Annotated in this window: 13 protein-coding genes; 8 read left to right on the top strand and 5 right to left on the bottom strand. The window is 39.7% G+C overall.

The window, feature by feature from the left end:
- Window positions 1-468 precede the first annotated feature (468 nt).
- Window positions 469-1,521: an MBL fold metallo-hydrolase gene (locus MKL38_RS09025; protein ID WP_045126235.1), complete on the top strand. Its 1,053-nt coding sequence runs from the start codon at window positions 469-471 to the stop codon at window positions 1,519-1,521.
- A 74-nt stretch (window positions 1,522-1,595) separates the two neighbouring features.
- On the opposite strand, the gene katG is transcribed toward MKL38_RS09025, so the two are convergent.
- The 3 genes from katG to MKL38_RS09010 form a co-directional block, all read right to left on the bottom strand.
- On the bottom strand, window positions 1,596-3,752 hold the full coding sequence (gene katG / locus MKL38_RS09020) for a catalase/peroxidase HPI (RefSeq protein WP_270903089.1): 2,157 nt from the start codon (window positions 3,750-3,752) through the stop codon (window positions 1,596-1,598).
- Between the two features lie 529 nt (window positions 3,753-4,281).
- Window positions 4,282-6,576, bottom strand: coding sequence for a phosphoenolpyruvate--protein phosphotransferase (ptsP, locus tag MKL38_RS09015; protein WP_004640970.1), 2,295 nt, complete (start codon window positions 6,574-6,576; stop codon window positions 4,282-4,284).
- A gap of 84 nt (window positions 6,577-6,660) precedes the next feature.
- Window positions 6,661-7,146: an RNA pyrophosphohydrolase gene (locus MKL38_RS09010; RefSeq protein ID WP_003654696.1), complete on the bottom strand. Its 486-nt coding sequence runs from the start codon at window positions 7,144-7,146 to the stop codon at window positions 6,661-6,663.
- A 182-nt stretch (window positions 7,147-7,328) separates the two neighbouring features.
- On the opposite strand from MKL38_RS09010, the gene MKL38_RS09005 reads away from it, so the two are divergent.
- The 4 genes from MKL38_RS09005 to MKL38_RS08990 all read left to right on the top strand — a co-directional run bounded on the left by MKL38_RS09005 (window position 7,329) and on the right by MKL38_RS08990 (window position 10,796).
- The gene (locus MKL38_RS09005) at window positions 7,329-7,979 is read left to right on the top strand and encodes an HAD family hydrolase (protein WP_017391334.1); all 651 of its coding nucleotides are present in this window, start codon (window positions 7,329-7,331) and stop codon (window positions 7,977-7,979) included.
- A 198-nt stretch (window positions 7,980-8,177) separates the two neighbouring features.
- The gene (locus MKL38_RS09000) at window positions 8,178-9,617 is read left to right on the top strand and encodes a DUF2252 domain-containing protein (RefSeq protein WP_270903088.1); all 1,440 of its coding nucleotides are present in this window, start codon (window positions 8,178-8,180) and stop codon (window positions 9,615-9,617) included.
- A gap of 54 nt (window positions 9,618-9,671) precedes the next feature.
- Window positions 9,672-10,415: a sporulation protein gene (locus MKL38_RS08995; protein WP_005037051.1), complete on the top strand. Its 744-nt coding sequence runs from the start codon at window positions 9,672-9,674 to the stop codon at window positions 10,413-10,415.
- 129 nt (window positions 10,416-10,544) lie between these two features.
- On the top strand, window positions 10,545-10,796 hold the full coding sequence (locus MKL38_RS08990) for a hypothetical protein (RefSeq protein WP_005037049.1): 252 nt from the start codon (window positions 10,545-10,547) through the stop codon (window positions 10,794-10,796).
- Window positions 10,797-10,804: 8 nt separating this feature from the next.
- Here MKL38_RS08990 and MKL38_RS08985 read toward each other — a convergent pair whose 3' ends face one another.
- Complete coding sequence (locus tag MKL38_RS08985; protein ID WP_004640979.1) at window positions 10,805-11,665, bottom strand: LysR family transcriptional regulator; 861 nt, start codon at window positions 11,663-11,665, stop codon at window positions 10,805-10,807.
- Window positions 11,666-11,780: 115 nt separating this feature from the next.
- Window positions 11,781-12,035 carry a DUF2061 domain-containing protein gene (locus MKL38_RS08980; protein ID WP_003654707.1) on the bottom strand — a complete coding sequence of 85 codons (255 nt, stop codon included), beginning with the start codon at window positions 12,033-12,035 and terminating at the stop codon, window positions 11,781-11,783.
- Window positions 12,036-12,272: 237 nt separating this feature from the next.
- On the opposite strand from MKL38_RS08980, the gene leuC reads away from it, so the two are divergent.
- From leuC to MKL38_RS08965, 3 genes are all read left to right on the top strand, one after another.
- Window positions 12,273-13,691 (top strand): 3-isopropylmalate dehydratase large subunit, encoded by a 1,419-nt coding sequence (gene leuC, locus MKL38_RS08975; protein WP_004640982.1) that lies wholly within the window; start codon window positions 12,273-12,275, stop codon window positions 13,689-13,691.
- A gap of 18 nt (window positions 13,692-13,709) precedes the next feature.
- Window positions 13,710-14,357, top strand: a complete 648-nt coding sequence (gene leuD / locus MKL38_RS08970) for a 3-isopropylmalate dehydratase small subunit (protein WP_003654711.1) — start codon at window positions 13,710-13,712, stop codon at window positions 14,355-14,357.
- A 112-nt stretch (window positions 14,358-14,469) separates the two neighbouring features.
- The gene (locus MKL38_RS08965; protein WP_003654712.1) at window positions 14,470-15,060 is read left to right on the top strand and encodes a hypothetical protein; all 591 of its coding nucleotides are present in this window, start codon (window positions 14,470-14,472) and stop codon (window positions 15,058-15,060) included.
- Window positions 15,061-15,068: the final 8 nt, after the last annotated feature.

The following is a 15,068-nucleotide window of genomic DNA, read 5'->3' as shown; positions in this document are numbered from 1 at the left end:
TTACTTAATCAAAGAAATGTTTAAATGTTTTAAATATTAATATGAGTAATTCTCATATTATGCAAAAATGAAGAGGAATAAATTAATATTATAAAATATGAATTCTGTCAGAATGAATCAGCTTTAAGTGTTACTAAATATTTTGTTCTATAAGTTGTCAAAACATTTTAAATTAGAAAAGTAAGGCCTACTAAGGCAAAACAGGGCAATTCTCTGACAACTTCACGTGACTTATGATTGTTATGTTATACAAGTGCTCTTAATAAGAATGGTAATTATCGACGCATAAACCCAACACATCTATGTATTTTTTATGGCAAGCTAATTCAACTTATGTTGGCTGTGACCACAATAAAAGGGATATTTATATGATAAATAAGTGTAAGTGCCATAGCTTAATTTGTTTTAATTGTTAAGATAGAAACCTGAACACATCCATTCTGCCGATGCTAAAGCATAGAAAAGCCCATGAAAGACAAGCCGACATTAACATATCAATTGCCGACTCAGTCCTGTTGGACGCATACATGGATAAAACCTCCTTTTTATCATCCCGAGTCAGGGCATGAATCAGATACACGTTTTTATAACCAACAACCTAAATTACCGGCTAGAGGCTCAAAAGAGCTGTTACGTTGGTTAGCTACTCGTGAGTCTTATACATGGAATGTTGATATTCAAAGTGAATATGAAACCCGCATAAATACAGCTGTGGCTTTACCTCAAAATCGACCACATGCAGATTTGGATGATTGGCAAGTTTGGTTTGTTGGGCATGCTACAGTATTAATTCAGATCGGACCTTATAACTTTATTACTGACCCAGTATGGTGTGATTATGCAAGCCCTTTACATGGTCGTGGACCACGCCGTGTATGCCCTGCGGGTTTTGCGTTAGAGCAATTACCGACTATTCATGGTGTTTTACTCAGCCATAATCACTATGACCATATGGATCTGGCTACACTCGATTGGTTGCATAAAAAATTTGCAATGCCGATTTACACGGGATTGGGGAATGGTTTTTATCTACCAAAAGAATTTCATGTGATTGAGATGGATTGGTGGCAAGAAATTCCCTATCACGAATTAAGAATAATCTATACACCTGCACAGCATGGATCGGGCCGTGGTCTACGTGACCAAAATAAAGCACTCTGGGGAGGCTTTTCGGTTGTTGCTAAAACAGGTCATTGTTTCTTTGCAGGGGACACTGGTTATGCAGGGCATTTCAAACAAATACATGCACGTTATGGGGCGCCACGTGTTGCTTTGCTTCCAATAGGTGCTTATGAGCCACGGGCCTTGATGAGCTATGTCCACATGAATCCACAAGATGCACTACATGCACACTTTGATTTACAGGCCCATCGTTCTGTTGCGATTCATTATCGGACTTTCCAGTTGACTGATGAAGGTCGGGAAGATCCAGAACATGCTCTTGGACAAGCAATTAAAGCTTCGTCAAAGCTTGCGAATCCTTTTTATTGCATCCGTGAAGGGCATAAATTAACTGTGTAATTACTAGATAATTTTATATTTAAATTTAAAAAGCCAGTTCAAATTGAACTGGCTTTTTATTATTTTGACCTAAATTAAGCTAAGTCAAAACGGTCAAGATTCATGACTTTAGTCCATGCCGCAACAAAGTCTTGAACAAATTTTTCTTTACCATCTGCCTGAGCATAAACTTCTGCTAAGGCACGCAAGATTGAGTTTGAGCCAAAGACTAAGTCATTACGTGTTGCAGTAAATTTTACTGCACCTGTTTTACGGTCTTTGCCTTCAAATACTTCGTTTGATGAGTCAACAGGTGCCCACACCGTAGACATGTCGAGTAGGTTCGTGAAGAAGTCTGTGCTGAGTACACCAACTTGCTGAGTGAATACGCCGTGTTGTGAACCATCCCAGTTGGTACCTAGTACGCGTAACCCACCAACCAATGCAGTTAACTCTGGTGCAGTCAAAGTTAGTTGCTGTGCTTTATCAATTAATAATGCTTCAGTTGCTGCATTAACTCCCTCTTTTTTCCAATTTCTAAAACCATCAGCAAGGCCGAGGAGTAATTGGAAAGATTCGACATCAGTTTGACTTTGTAAAGCATCAACACGACCAGGGGCAAATGGAATGCTAATATTGAAACCTGCCGCTTGAGCAGCTTGCTCTACACCAACGTTACCTGCGAGAACAATTAAATCAGCTAATGACAATTGAGTTGATGCTTTGATTTCTTCAATTTTAGTTAAAGTCTCAACCGCTTTTTGGTTTACTTCCCAATCACGTTGTGGCGATAAAGCAATGCGGGCGCCGTTTGCACCACCGCGTTTGTCTCCACCACGGAAAGTTGAGGCTGAAGCCCAACCAAGAGAAACCAACTCTCCAGCAGATAGTCCCAGCGCAACAATTTTTGCCTTAGCATCCGCAATGCTAGCAGAAGATGGTATAGCGCTTGCAGTCGGTAATGGATCTTGCCAAATTAAATCCTCAGCAGGAATTTCTGGACCTAAATAACGTGCTTTTGGACCCATATCGCGGTGAGTTAATTTAAACCATGCACGGGCAAAAGCATTGGCGAAAGCTTGTGGGTCGTTATGGAAGCGACGAGAGATCTTTTCAAACTCAGGATCAAAACGTAAGGTCAAATCTGTAGTGAGCATTGTTGGCTTACGTTTAATTGATGGGTCGAATGGATCTGGAATGATCGCTTCAGCATCTGCTGCTACCCATTGAATTGCGCCTGCAGGTGAACGTTCTTGTACCCACTCGTATTTGAATAGGTTTTCAAAGAAGTAATTGCTCCATTGGGTTGGAGTTTGTGACCAAATAACTTCTAAGCCAGAAGTGATCGCATCTTTACCAACACCTGTGCCAAAGCTATTTGACCAGCCAAAGCCCATTTGTTCAATTGGTGCTCCTTCAGGATCAGCCTGAACATGGTCAGCAGAGCCAGCACCGTGAGTTTTACCTAAGGTATGACCGCCAGCAATCAATGCAACAATTTCTTCATCATCCATTGCCATGTTGCCGAAAGTCGCACGAATAAATGGTGCAGCCGATTTAGGGTCACCACTGGCTTGTGGACCTTCAGGGTTTACATAAATTAGACCCATTTCAGTTGCAGCTAGATTGCTGCCTTCCAATGCTTCAGAGTTTCGATGAGCTAACCATTCTTTTTCATCGCCCCAGTTTACATCGTTGTCTGGTTCCCAAACATCTTCACGACCAGCACCAAAACCAAAGGTGCGGAAGCCAGAAGATTCAAGCGCAATGTTACCTGCAAGAATAAATAAATCTGCCCAAGATATTTTTTGACCATATTTTTGTTTAACTGGCCATAGCAAGCGGCGTGCTTTATCTAAGCTCGCATTGTCAGGCCAACTATTTAATGGTGCAAAACGTTGTTGGCCGCGACCAGCGCCACCACGGCCATCGCCCATACGATATGTACCAGCAGCATGCCATGCTAAACGAATAAATAAGCCTGTATAATTTCCCCAATCGGCTGGCCACCAATCTTGGGAATCGGTTAACACATTTTTGATATCAGCTTTGAGTGCGTAGTAGTCAATTTTTTTAAATTCTTCGCGGTAATCAAAATCCTTACCAAGTGGATTAGAACGTTCTGAATGTTGGTTGAGCAAGTCAACGCGTAATTGTTTTGGCCACCAATGTAAACTAGGCGTACCACCACCGACCGTTGCTTCCGGTTTTGAGTTATGACCTGAAAAAGGACATTTTGATTCGTCTGACATGGTTATATTCTCTCTGGGTAATAATTATTGAGCTCTTGATAAAATAGTAGGGCTCATTTTCCTGGACTTCTGGGTTAAAAACTCATGTTTATCAAATAAAGAAATGAGTAAACAAATGGTGAGAGAAACCGTTTAAAAATTCTTTTCACTGAGATGTTAGCTCATTATTTTTTATTTAATAATGCATCAGATTCCTTTAATTGTTATTCCTCCAATTTACTGTATGAAGGTGAAAAAACAAGAGGAAAAATAAGCTGAAGGCTGTAAATAATGATGCATAAAATTACCTCTTCAATTGTTGGAACAACGTAAGATCTTTTAATAACGCTCTTTAAATATACTAGAAGTAGAAGTCTTATTTTTCAAATGGATTAAACTGTCAGTATTGATTTGAAAAACCGATTGTATTTTTGTTTAATTAAAAAAGTAGGGTAGAACTGAGAGTGAAAAGAACTTTTTATATTCAGTAATCGTAGAAGCTATCTAAAATAAATAAAGGAGAGCATTGCTCTCCTTTATTGTTTATATATTAAACATTTACGATTCGATTTGATTTGACCATATCTGCTAAACCGTGAGTTTTAAAATAATACTCAAGCCAGCTTTTCACAATGAGTGGATTATTCATTTTCATGACATCATCAAGTAGTTTTTGTGCATCTGTCATAGGTACATGACAAATTGCTTTTCGTACTCGCAAAATGTTACTCGAACTCATTGAAAGGGTGTTAAAGCCCATCGCCATGAGCAGAATTGCCGATAATGGATCACCTGCCATTTCACCACAAATACTAATAGGTTTTTTGTATTCATGACATTCTTTAACTAAGCGAGTTAAAGCACGTAGAACGGATGGGTGGAAGTGCGAGTAAACGTTTGCCACATGTGGATTATTACGGTCAACTGCAAGTAAATACTGAGTTAAGTCATTTGAACCGACCGAGAAGAAATCGACAAGTTCAGCAAACTCATCAATTTGTAGTAGTACGCTTGGTACCTCAACCATAATTCCAATTTTTGGCTTGGTAATTTTAACTTGCTCTTCTTCTTGCACCGCCATCCAGTCACGCTCAAGTAAATAAAGTACTTCTTCGACTTCACTTACTGTAGTCACCATTGGCAATAAAATATGCAAATTATTTAAACCAATACTTGCTTTGAGCATTGCGCGAATTTGTGACGAAAAAATCTCGGGATGATCGAGTGTGAAACGAATACCACGCCATCCTAATGCCGAGTTTTCTTCTTCAATACTGAAGTAAGGCAAGTCTTTATCGGCACCAATATCCAGAGTTCGCATCACCACAGGTTTGTTGGCAAAGTGACTCAATTGTTGACGATAGATTGCTCGCTGTTCTTCTTCACCCGGGAAACGTTCCCTTAACATGAATGGAATTTCACTTCGGTATAGACCCACACCTTGAGCTCCGCGTTGTACACCGCGAACCACATCAATCATAAGGCCTGTGTTTACATAAAGTGGAACAGATACACCATCTGGAGTAATCGCTTCTCTTGTCTCGTATTGTTTGAGATCTTTTGCGATCTGCTCATCTTCTTTTTGAATTTCTTTATATCGTTGGCGTAAACGACGTGGAGGATTTACAAAAATACGACCTTGATAGGCGTCCACAATCATTTCTGCATCATCGAGTGTATTAACTGGCAGCTCAGTGACGCCAACCACAGTTGGAATTCCTAGTGCTCGAGCTACAATCACCATGTGTGAGTTGGCAGCACCTTCGGAGGTTACGATCGCCGCAATATTATCAACTGGTAGTTCGACTAGTGCCGCAGTACTAATTTCTTCACCAATTAAAATACTGTCTGGACTGAGCTCACGGTGGCTAGAATCTTCTTCTTGCAACGAGGCTAAAATACGTCGGCCTAAATCTTTAAGATCAGAAACTCGCTCACGAAGATAGTCATCTTCCATTTGTGCAAATAGGGCAGTGTGCTTTTCAATGACACGGCGCACAGCACCTTGTGCCCAATGCCCGTCACGAATGAGTTCTTTAATTTCTGCCGGCAATGCATTTTCATCTAGCATTCTTAAGAAAACACTAAATAAAGCGCGTTCTTCTGCCATTAATGAATCATGCATTTTTTCATCTAAAGAACGAATCTCTGAACGAACTGATGAAATGGCTTGATCTAGAAGTCGAAGTTCATGACTAATATCTTCTGCTTCACGGTCAGGTACTGAACCCAAATCGGCAGGTGGATATAAAATAATAGCGCGACCTAAAGCAACACCGCCTGCACCTGAAGCACCTTGAAAGGTTTTATAGGCAGGGCCATTACTTGGTTTCCGAAATACGTCAATATTTCCAACCGCGTGAGCATGGGCAATAACACCAGAAAGCTGGGCACACAAAGTAACTAAAAATGACTCGGCTGCTTCGCTAAAATCTTGTGGAAGTTTGTTTTGTACAACCAAAACACCCATAACCTTACGGCGATACATGACAGGTACGCCGAGGAATGAGTTGTAAATTTCTTCACCTGTTTCAGGTAAATACATGAAACGCTCATGTTTTGGTGCATTGTCAAGGTTAACTATTTCTTCACGTTGCCCGACCAGACCGACCAAGCCTTCACCGAGTTGCAGTGAAACATGGCCCACAGATTCCGGATTTAAGCCTTTAGAGGCCATCAATACATAGCGCTGATTGCGTTCATCGAGTAAATAAATAGAGCAAACATCCACTTTCATGGCCTCAGCAACCTGATTGACCATGGTGTCTAATGATTCATGCAAACTGACGGACGCATTAACTTCTTGGACAATGCGCCGTAGAGTGTCGAGTTGCATGTTTGACATGGATGTATACTCCAGTATTTTTTAGACTATGAATGTATTTATAACAGCACTTTCAATAAAAATCATTTGCTAGATAAATGATTTTTAGGGTAATTGTTGCATCGGCAACTGTGTACACAACTCCACCATGGCTTTGCGATAAACATCACGCTTGAAGTTCACCACTTGTCCAAGAGGATACCAATAGCTAACCCACTGCCATTCATCGAATTCGGGTGGGTCAGAGAGGTCTAACTGAATATTTCTTGCATGCGCAGTCAATTTCAGTAAAAACCATTTTTGTTTCTGTCCGATACATACGGGGTCAGAGTCTGACCGAATGTACCTATGTGGCAAACGATAACGCAGCCATCCTTTGGTTTGCGCAATAATCTGGACATGTTCGGGCAATAAGCCGATTTCTTCTCTCAGTTCTCGAAAAAGTGCCTGTTCAGGGGTTTCTCCAAACTGAATGCCTCCTTGTGGAAATTGCCAAGCATTGTGACCAATGCGCTTTGCCCATAAAACCTGTCCATCATCGTTTGCCAAAATGATCCCGACATTCGGTCGGAAACCTTCTGAATCGATCATTTGGCTACCTAAATATTGTCTATATCGTTGACTTTAATCGCGGGGACAAACACTTTTTTATGTCCAGCTCGAAAAGATCAAAGTAAAATGTTTAAATTGCTACGATCTTAACGAATTTCTATCGACTAGCGGAGATAGATTTACATTTTTTTTCTTAAATTTCAGTTTAAACGAGAATTTTCATGAAACTGGCGTTGTTTGATTTAGACCATACCTTGTTAAATACCGATTCAGACCACTCGTGGGGTGAATTTTTAGTCAATGAAGGTTTGGTTGATCCGGTTCATCATCGTCAGATGAATGATAAATTTTATGAAGATTACAAAGCAGGGCAACTTGACCCCTATGCTTATAATGAATTTGTCTTTGGATTTTTAACAAAGCACGACAATAACTACTTAACTGAGCTTCACCAATTGTTCATGCAAAAAGTTATTCGTCCACAAATGCGTCCAAAAGGTTTTGATGCAATCAAAAAGCATCAAGATTTAGGTCATACAATTGTGGGTATTACGGCAACAAGTGATTTTATTACTGCGCCTATTTTCCGTGAATTTGGTATTACCGAAATTTTGGCAACCAATGCTGAAGTTGCAGATGGAAAATATACGGGTAAAGTTGCGGGCTTGGCGTGTTATCAAAAAGGTAAACTTGCGCGTCTCGACGACTGGTTGGCTGGACGCAGCGTATCTGAATCTTGGGCATATTCAGACTCAATCAACGATCGCTTTTTGCTTGAATATGCAACTCATGCGATTGCTGTAAATCCTGATGATCGCCTTGAAAAGCTGGCTCAAGAAAATCGCTGGGAAATTCAAGACTGGTCGATTTAAGATTGTGGAGTTGGAAGAGTAGCTTGCAAAGCTTTGAGGTCTTCCAACTCTTAATTAATTATATTTAAAAATCATTTTTTGAATATTTTTTATAAATCTTGTTCCAAAAGTAGATATGAATATGTCTAATAAAAAATAAATTTTATCTTGGTAAAGGTTTAAGAAGATAAAAAATTCTAATTTAAAAATGAGAGAATAATGCCAAAAACAGCACAAATTAAATTACCAAAACAACTTTGGAATGATGAAAGTATTGATTTAACACGTCATAGCTATCAGGGGAAATTACTTAATAAAAGCGAAGGCTTCAAATTAGGTAAGGCTCAACGTAAAAAAGTTCCAAGAGAACAGCTGTCAGAGCTTTCTGAGCGACCAAAAGGTATAACTGCTTTAACTATCTATGATTGGAGTAACCAAGGCCGTTTAGAGCAGCTCAAACCAATTCGTGCAAAACGAATGAGCGTTTCACCGTTTACATTTTATCGTGGTATGCCTTCTTTGATGCTATTTGATCAGGCTTGGGAGCAGGTAAATTCAGGTTTATTTCAACAGATTTGTGGCGATTGTCATTTAAGTAATTTTGGTGGGTTTGCTAGTCCAGAGCGTAATCTATTGTTTGGAATCAATGATTTTGATGAGACTTTGGTTGCCCCATTTGAATGGGATTTAAAGCGTTTAGCTACCAGTTTTGTGATTGCTGCTCGTGATATTGATCTTGCAGATAAAGTGGGTTTAAAAGCAATTAAAACGATGTTGAATAGTTATCGTCAGCACTTATTAGAAAATACGAAACTTTCGCCTCTACAAGTTTGGTATGAAAAAGTTGATGCCAGTACCTTATTAGAAAACACTGAATGCCGGAAACTGAGAAAGAAACGCGCAAAGCATCTTGATTCAGCGCAGAAGAGAAATGCATATTCTGTTTTACCGAAGCTCACACAGCAAGATCAAGATACAGGATTTCGTCATTTTGTGGATGATGCGCCGTTATTATGGCATCCAAAGGCAGATGAACCGTTCAGTAAAGATGTTGATGTATTCTTTCAGCAATATCGTGATTCTTTGAAATATGATCGCCAAGTACTTTTTGATCGTTATCAACGGACCGATGTGGCTTTGAAAGTGGTTGGTGTCGGAAGTGTGGGTACACGATCCGCGATTGCATTATTTCAAGATGCAGATCGGGAACCGTTAATTTTACAAATGAAAGAAGCGAATCCATCGATTCTTAGTCCGTTATTTGTAGAAAAAGTAAAACATGAAGGCGAGCGCGTGGTACATGGTCAGCAACTTATGCAAGCTGCCAGTGACATCTTCCTTGGATTCTCTTCAACCCCCAATCAGCATTTTCATGTACGTCAGTTACGTGATATGAAAATCTCGGTTGATCTTAGTGATATGGATGATGAGTATTTCAATGAGTATGCTGAAAGTTGTGGTTTGGCTTTAGCTCATGCCCATGCTAAGTCTGGAAATGCTGATGTACTTATGGGATATCTTGGAGAGGGCAGTACGATCGTAGAAGTATTGCAAGCGTATGCAGAGGAGTATGCAGAGCGCAATTTAAATGACTATCAGCAATTTATGAATGAAGTTGCAGAGGGTAAGATTCCGCTCGCTGGAGATGATGCACTTTAAGAATAAGTATGCTGCTACAGATGACATGAAATAATTTGAAAGGTTAGAGAAAAAATGTTTAATAAAATTATGTCTGGTTTGGGTCTTCAAGGCGTAACGGTAGAAACTGTTTTACACAATCCAAACTTGCAAGCAGGCGAGACACTGCATGGGGAAATTAGCTTCAAAGGGGGATCATCTGATAAAGAGATTAATGGTCTTTATTTGAAGTTGATGACAATGGCAGAAGTTGAATCTGGTGACCATGAATTTAATCAACCTTTGGTCTTACAAGAGTGGTTGGTAAATTCTCGTTTTCTATTGCCAGCACATCAAGCTCATTCTTTCCCTTTCAGTATTCAATTACCATTTGAGACACCGATTACCGAAGTCGCTTGTCGAAGAAATGGTACACGTGTTTGGATTCAAACTCATATGGATGTTGATTGGGGATTAGATGCAACTGATCGTGATTATTTAAAAGTTCTGCCAACTCCCGCTATGCAAATGTTTTTACAGGCCATGCAGCGATGTAGCTTTATTTTATCAACAGTTGATGTCGAAAAAGGTCAACTTACTGCGCGAAATTTTAGATCAACAATTGGTTGTTACCAAGAACTTGAATTTGTCTCTTCACATATGTTTAGTGGGTTTAATGAGGTTGAAGTTTCTTTCGTGGCTGAACCTAATCAAACGCACGTTATGCTTGAAGTTGACCGCCATTTTCGATCAGATCAACTCTTAACGATGACCATTCCGCATCATATGCTTGATGAAAACCAAATGGTGCAACAAATTCGAAGCCTATTGCAGCTTTGATAAATTAAATTATGCGCATCAAATGAGAGCTTTTTTATCAACTTGAAAAGAGCTTTATATTTAAATCGCTTTTGCTGCATTGAGAGTAAGGGCGATTTAAAGCGATCGTGATGATGTGTGGAGGATATGATGGATAATCAGAATGAGACCGAAGAAAAGAAGACTCGTAAAGGTAATCTTCTTGAAGAATTTGGTGGGCAACTGATTGACGGTTTCATCACACTCATTGGTGAGCTCTTCATTTACATTATTTTTTTATTATTTTCAGGTACTTTACTCGGTATTATCTTTGCCGCTATTTTCTTTGGTTGGGGCGTATTATTTTTACTATTACCTTTTGCTGTTCTGGTTTATATCCTTTTTAAAAAATATAGTCGCTAATAATTCAACTACTCTTGCATCATTTTAATCAGTTCCTGCATAGCTCTGGATTGAGTGCGCGCAGGATGCCATACCATGCCTAATTGGCGATTCATTTTTACATCTAAATCAAGTTGTTGCATATCCTGATTCAACAGAGTTTTTGGTAAAACTGACCAACCTAAACCAATAGACACCAGCATACGAATAGACTCAAGCGGGTTATTGCTCATGGTGATTTTTGGTTTAAGCCCTTGTTTTTCAAACTCGGCTAAAGTGATTTGAGCAGTGTAAGTTTGTGCAGCGGGTAACAAGCTCGGATATTCAATTAAATCTTGTAAGGTCAGATTCTTTTTTTGTGCGAGTGGATGAAAAGGGGCAGCAACAAAAACTAAAGGATCATTCCAGATGGTAATGTAGTTAAGGCGCTCATCACCTGAAGGGGGAAGTGTTAAAAATGCTAACTCTAAATCACCAGCAAGCACTTTTTCATGCGCTTGCTCTGAGTCAACAAAATGCACATCTAAAGTGACTTGCGGAAATTGCTGAACAAAGTGTTTAAGGGGCGCGGGTAAATGATGCAAACCAATGTGGTGACTGGTTCCAATTTTTAAACGACCTTGTACCTGATTTTGCTCATGGCTTAGGGTGTGATGGATGTCTCCAAGCTCATTTAGCCAGTTTTTAACTTTGGGTAATAATGAATGAGCAGCATGAGTTGCTTGAACGCCTCGGCCTGCGGACTCAAATAGTTTGACACCAAAATATTCTTCTAAGCTGTGAATCCGTTTGGTTACAGCAGGTTGAGTAATAAATAATTGATCTGCTGCCACAGAGATAGACCCTGTTTCCATAACTTTTACAAAAGCTTCAAAGGCTGCAAGATTCATAATACAACTCAACTTGGAATAGAAAAATCGAGGGGCTAAAGTTGCCAAGCCAAAATCGTATCATGCTTGCAGCAAAACGAGTTAGAAAGTTATGAATTACCGCACTAATCTTAGCCTAAGCCGTTGTCTCTTTCTCAGCTAAGGCTGAAATGCGGCGGTCTTTAGCTGCCCATACTTTTTCATGAAAGAAAAAAGCAAATGCTTGTACGGTTGGCTCAAGCATACTTAAAGTTAAAGCCATCCAGATATTACCTGTTACAAAGTATGCAACTATCATCGCTACGCTAATATGCATAATGTAATAGCTGAAGGTTTTCTTTAAGGTACGTTGATTATTTACAACGAATTTTTGAATATTAGCCATGATCATTCTCTTTAGCCACTTTAGATATTTTTAGTATAGAGATGAGAGTATAAGATTAAAAATTGATTATGCAAATGATAATCATTAACAAAAACGATTTATTAAATTTGATGTGTATAGAAGGGATTATGATTAATTCCAAAAAGTTTTCTAATTTATAAAAATGATAAATTAGATTTATGTGAAACTCTGGCTATAATCGAAGAAAGATTAGAATTACCCAGTCCAATGGAGCAAGACGACATGGCAGGCAAAACTTTATATGACAAATTGTGGGATGACCACGTTGTTTCACAGCGTGATGATGGCTCATGTTTACTTTATATTGACCGTCATTTATTGCATGAAGTGACTAGTCCACAAGCATTTGAAGGTTTGCAACTTGCGGGTCGTCAACCATGGCGTTTAAGTGCAAACGTTGCTACACCAGACCATAACGTTCCAACATCTAAAAAGGAACGTGAGCAAGGCATCGCGGGTATTGAAGATGATACGTCTCGTATTCAGGTTCAAACCTTAGATGACAATTGTAAAGCCTTTAATATTGTTGAATTTAATATTAATGATATCCGTCAGGGTATTGTGCATGTCGTTGGCCCAGAACAAGGCTTAACTTTACCCGGCATGACCGTAGTGTGTGGTGATTCACATACAGCAACACACGGTGCTTTTGGTTGTTTGGCACATGGTATTGGAACATCAGAAGTTGAACATGTGTTAGCAACACAATGTTTGATTCAGAAAAAATCTAAAAATATGTTAATCCGTGTAGATGGCGTATTAGGCAAAGGTGTGACACCAAAAGATGTGGTGTTGGCAATTATTGCTAAAATTGGTACCGCAGGTGGTACAGGTTACGCGATTGAATTTGGTGGTCAGGTGTTCCGTGATATGTCGATTGAAGGACGTATGACGGTATGTAACATGGCGATTGAAGCAGGTGCTCGTGTCGGCATGGTTGCTGTTGATGACAAAACCGTTGAATACGTGAAAGGCCGTAGCTATGCACCAAAAGGCGAGCAATGGGAACAAGCAGTTGCTTACTGGGACACTTTGCATTCAGATGAAGATGCTGCCTTTGATGCTGTAGTTGAATTAAATGGCGCAGAGATTGAACCACAAGTGTCTTGGGGAACTTCACCTGAGATGGTTATTCCGGTAACTGAAGCTGTTCCAACCTTAGAACAAGCTAAAGATGACGTTCAACGTAATGACTGGACGCGTGCTTATCAATATATGGGCTTAAATGCAGGTCAGGCATTAGCTGATATTCAACTTGACCGTGTCTTTATTGGTTCTTGTACTAACTCTCGTATTGAAGATATCCGTGCCGCGGCTGAGGTGGTTAAAGGCCGTAAAGTGGCATCTAGCATTAAACAAGCCATGATTGTTCCGGGTTCAGGTTTAGTTAAACAACAGGCAGAGAAAGAAGGTTTGGATAAAATCTTCTTGGAAGCAGGTTTTGAATGGCGTGAACCGGGTTGTTCAATGTGTTTAGCAATGAATGCAGATAAATTACAACCAGGTGAACACTGTGCATCGACGTCTAACCGTAACTTTGAAGGTCGTCAAGGCAATGGTGGTCGCACTCACTTGGTGAGCCCAGCAATGGCGGCAGCGGCTGCAATCGCAGGTCACTTTGTTGATGTTCGTTCATTTTAATTCGGTCTGGAGCAAACCATGAAAGCTTATACAGTTGAACAAGGTATCGTTGCACCATTAGATCGTGCCAATGTTGATACAGATTTAATTATTCCAAAACAGTTTTTGAAATCAATCAAACGTACTGGTTTTGGCGATAACTTATTTGATGAACTTCGTTATTTAGATGAAGGTTATCCGGGGCAAGATAATTCAGTTCGTCCAAAAAATCCGGATTTCGTTTTGAATCAACCACGTTATCAAGGCGCAAATGTTTTAATTGCTCGTACTAACTTCGGTTGTGGTTCAAGTCGTGAGCATGCACCTTGGGCATTGAATGAATACGGTTTCCGTACTGTTATTGCGCCAAGTTTTGCTGATATTTTCTTTAATAACTGTTTCAAAAATGGCATGTTACCTGTCATTTTGTCAGAGGAAATTGTTGATCAGTTATTTAAAGAATGCGCTGCTAATGAAGGGTATCAATTAACAATTGATTTAGCGGCTCAGGAAGTGCGTACCCCAACAGGTGAAGCTTTTAAATTTGAAGTTGACCCATTTCGCAAGCATTGCTTGTTAAATGGCTTGGATGATATTGGTTTAACGCTTCAAAATGCGGATGCAATTCGCGCTTATGAAGAAAAAACTAAACAGGTTCGTCCTTGGGTATTCCAAGAGTTAAATTAACCTTTTGGTACATTTTAAACATAGCCATGGCGTAGTGTTCAAACTCTTGCTAACATGCTAAAGCATAAAAACACCTTAAAATTATGCACTAGATGAGGATTGGGCTTGAACAATGAAGAGGAACGTTACTCATAGCTTTTTGTTGAGCCTGTGCGCAATAACACTCAGTGCTTGTCAGAGCACGTACAATGTAGTGGATACTGTCCGTATTAAGCAGGCTGAACAAGAAAATTTGGGGCAGAATGCAGCAATATATTGTTCGGGTGCGAAGAGTTGTGAATTTGAACGACTAAATGATATTACTGTAGTGGATGCGCAAACACGACGAATTAGTAATCAGGCAATTCATCAAGGAATTGTACGGTTGCACGGTTCAGTGCTCGGGCAAACCAACAGTTTATATTTATCTGTGCCTGCTAAACAATATGAAGTGGTGATCCGTTTTTATCCGATTTCTCCAGATCGGGCTGAAACAATCCATGTGATTCACCAGTTTAATGCCAACCATCGCTATACATTTAAAATGTACCGAGACAAAACTAACCGTTCGGGTAGTTTGCTGAATGTTTCTGTACCAGATCCATTATGTGTCGACTTAGAGCAAGATGAGCGTGTTATTCGCCGTTTTTGTCGACCATTTGATGTAACAACAGGGCTAGGCGAGTTCCTTGAACAGAAAAAACTAACACCGCGGTCGTCATAACACTGCTT

This window comes from Acinetobacter sp. AOR14_HL (assembly GCF_027855175.1).
Lineage (GTDB): Bacteria > Pseudomonadota > Gammaproteobacteria > Pseudomonadales > Moraxellaceae > Acinetobacter > Acinetobacter calcoaceticus.
This window is presented reverse-complemented; position numbering and strand designations above follow the sequence as displayed.

Coding starts and splice junctions, on each gene's coding strand:
- MKL38_RS09025 (WP_045126235.1), top strand. CDS start 469: ATGAAAGACAAGCCGACATTAACATATCAATTGCCGACTCAGTCCTGT.
- katG (WP_270903089.1), bottom strand. CDS start 3,752: ATGTCAGACGAATCAAAATGTCCTTTTTCAGGTCATAACTCAAAACCG.
- ptsP (WP_004640970.1), bottom strand. CDS start 6,576: ATGTCAAACATGCAACTCGACACTCTACGGCGCATTGTCCAAGAAGTT.
- MKL38_RS09010 (WP_003654696.1), bottom strand. CDS start 7,146: ATGATCGATTCAGAAGGTTTCCGACCGAATGTCGGGATCATTTTGGCA.
- MKL38_RS09005 (WP_017391334.1), top strand. CDS start 7,329: ATGAAACTGGCGTTGTTTGATTTAGACCATACCTTGTTAAATACCGAT.
- MKL38_RS09000 (WP_270903088.1), top strand. CDS start 8,178: ATGCCAAAAACAGCACAAATTAAATTACCAAAACAACTTTGGAATGAT.
- MKL38_RS08995 (WP_005037051.1), top strand. CDS start 9,672: ATGTTTAATAAAATTATGTCTGGTTTGGGTCTTCAAGGCGTAACGGTA.
- MKL38_RS08990 (WP_005037049.1), top strand. CDS start 10,545: ATGGATAATCAGAATGAGACCGAAGAAAAGAAGACTCGTAAAGGTAAT.
- MKL38_RS08985 (WP_004640979.1), bottom strand. CDS start 11,665: ATGAATCTTGCAGCCTTTGAAGCTTTTGTAAAAGTTATGGAAACAGGG.
- MKL38_RS08980 (WP_003654707.1), bottom strand. CDS start 12,035: ATGATCATGGCTAATATTCAAAAATTCGTTGTAAATAATCAACGTACC.
- leuC (WP_004640982.1), top strand. CDS start 12,273: ATGGCAGGCAAAACTTTATATGACAAATTGTGGGATGACCACGTTGTT.
- leuD (WP_003654711.1), top strand. CDS start 13,710: ATGAAAGCTTATACAGTTGAACAAGGTATCGTTGCACCATTAGATCGT.
- MKL38_RS08965 (WP_003654712.1), top strand. CDS start 14,470: ATGAAGAGGAACGTTACTCATAGCTTTTTGTTGAGCCTGTGCGCAATA.